A 2064-nucleotide genomic window follows, 5' to 3' on the forward strand; every position below is an offset into this window, starting at 1 on the left:
GGGCGAGCCGGGGCGGCGCTGACCATCGGCGGACCCGGCAGCGGCGTTGCGCCCGTTGGGGGCATCATGGCCGTCGTTGTGGGTGGGGGCGCTGCTGCGACCGGGGATTACGGCGCCGGGGGGCAGCGGGTCGTCACCGGGGTGCGAAAGATCGGTGTGCCCGTGGGCGTTGCGGGGTGCGTCCGCGCCGGAAGACGTGGTGGAAGCAGGGTGGGAGGCGGCGGAGGAAGCATCCGGATTTGCCGTGTCCGGCGTGTCGGCGCCAGCAACGGGGCGGGGTTCGCCCACATGGTCGTCCTCTCCGGCGTAGTTGTCCTCCGGACTCGGTGTGCCGGGCGCGCCCGGCATGCCGGACGCCGGGGGCGGTGACGTGACGGCAGGGCCGCGGCGGAACGCGGCGGGAAGCTCGTCGTCCTCGTCCTGTTCCATGGCGGGCCCGGCATGGGGCATGACACCAGGCGCAACATCATCCGGCGCGCGGCGGGAGGCCATGTCCCCAGCCTGTGGGGCCTGCCCGGCGTGACTGGCGTGACCGGCGGGAGAGACGTCCGGAGTTTCATCGGATGCCAGGGCGCGAAAACGGAAACGGTGACGGCACTTGGGACAGGTGGCGATGGCGGCCGAGGACGGAATCTTGCTGCTGTCGATGCTCCGTTCGAACTGGCATTCCGGGCAGCGTATAATCATGGGAAATCCTTTGCTTCCTTGCATATGCCCAGTGTAGGGCATCGGGCAGCGCAAATCAAGGTGGGCGCCTTTGCGTGTCGTCCCGCACGGGGCCGACGGGTGCGGTGCCGCCGGTTTGCCGCCAACTCCCAAGGGTGAAGACGGGGCACCCCGCTCAGGGGGACAGGGGCAGGCGCAGGGCCAGATGGCGGTGTGCGCCTGCCTTCGGGGCAAGCCTATCCGCGTCGTTGCCGTCCGCCGGTTCGCTGTCAGCGGGCACCAGCCCGGCATCGACGAACAGGCTTCGGGGCAGGGCCGGATATTCCGTGCTCAGCCGGTGCAGCCCGCCCGAAGGGGGCGGGGCGGGCTGGGCGGTACCCGCTGCATTGAACACCCGCAGGCGCTCGGCCAGCGCGTCCCGGTCTTTGGCGGTCCAGCTCAGGTGGTCGATCCAGGCATCGGCCAGCAGGCAGGTGTGGCCGTGCACCCCCACCACCCGTTCGTGCACCGCACCCCGAAAGCATACCCCCGGCATGCGACGGAACAGCCGCAACTGCACGTCGGGCCACAGGCCGTAGCCCACGCGCAGGTGGTTCGGGTCGGGGTAGGCGGTGGCGCGGGGCAGCAGCCAGGCCCCGGTGCCGGGCACGGCCATCAGGCGGGGCAGCAGCGCCCAGGTCCGGGGTGCCAGCCGTTCGTCTGCGTCGAGGTACAGACACCATTCCGTGGACAGCAACCCCAGCATGGCATTGCGCTGGGCGGAAAAGTCGCCCCCCAGCGGGCGCACGGTCTGGCGTAGCGGCACGGGGCACAGGGGGACCGGGTCGAACGCGGGCGGTGCGCCATCCCAGACCACGGCCATTTCACGCACCCAGCCGGGCACCTGGGCGAAAAAGGCGGGCAGGTCCGGCTCTGCGGGGTGCAGGATGGCCCCTACGCCCAGGCCAGGGGAATGCGCTGATGCATCGCGGGCCTTTTCGCGCGCATCTTGCTGCGCGACTGGCGACGCGTCTGGCAACGCTTCTGGCAACGCGTCTGGCAAAGCGTCTGGCAACGCTTCTGACAGCGCCACGGGCACGCACCCGGCGAACAGGCGGCGCCAGCGGTGCAGGGCCTCGGCCTCGGCGTCCGAAAGGAACGGGTTGGGGAACAGGGTGGCTGTTTCCGGGGTGATGCCGGTGGCCCGCAACAGCAGCAGCAGCGCCCACGGCGAGGTGTCCGCCAGCAGGCGCAGGACGTTCGGCAGCGGCGCAGGGGCGGTGAAATCCTTCAGGTGGCCGCAGGTCAGCGCGGCGCGCATGCGTTCCGGCGCAAGGTCGCACAGGGTCAGGCGCGGCACGGCGGGCGGGGCGGAGTGCCCTGCTGCGTTCGCGGCAGCGGCCAGGGCGGCGCAAACGG

2 protein-coding genes are annotated in these 2064 nt (G+C 71.4%); both read right to left on the bottom strand.

Features of this window, described 5'->3' with window-relative positions; genetic code table 11:
- Positions 1-687, bottom strand: a 687-nt coding sequence (locus FVW27_RS14180; RefSeq protein ID WP_208294803.1) for a zinc-ribbon domain-containing protein, incomplete at its 3' end; no start/stop codon positions are given.
- A 154-nt stretch (positions 688-841) separates the two neighbouring features.
- On the bottom strand, positions 842-2064 hold a 1223-nt coding region (locus FVW27_RS14185), incomplete at its 5' end, for a glycosyltransferase family protein (protein ID WP_167126264.1).

It is taken from the genome of Nitratidesulfovibrio liaohensis, assembly GCF_011682075.1.
Classification (GTDB): Bacteria; Desulfobacterota; Desulfovibrionia; order Desulfovibrionales; family Desulfovibrionaceae; genus Cupidesulfovibrio; species Cupidesulfovibrio liaohensis.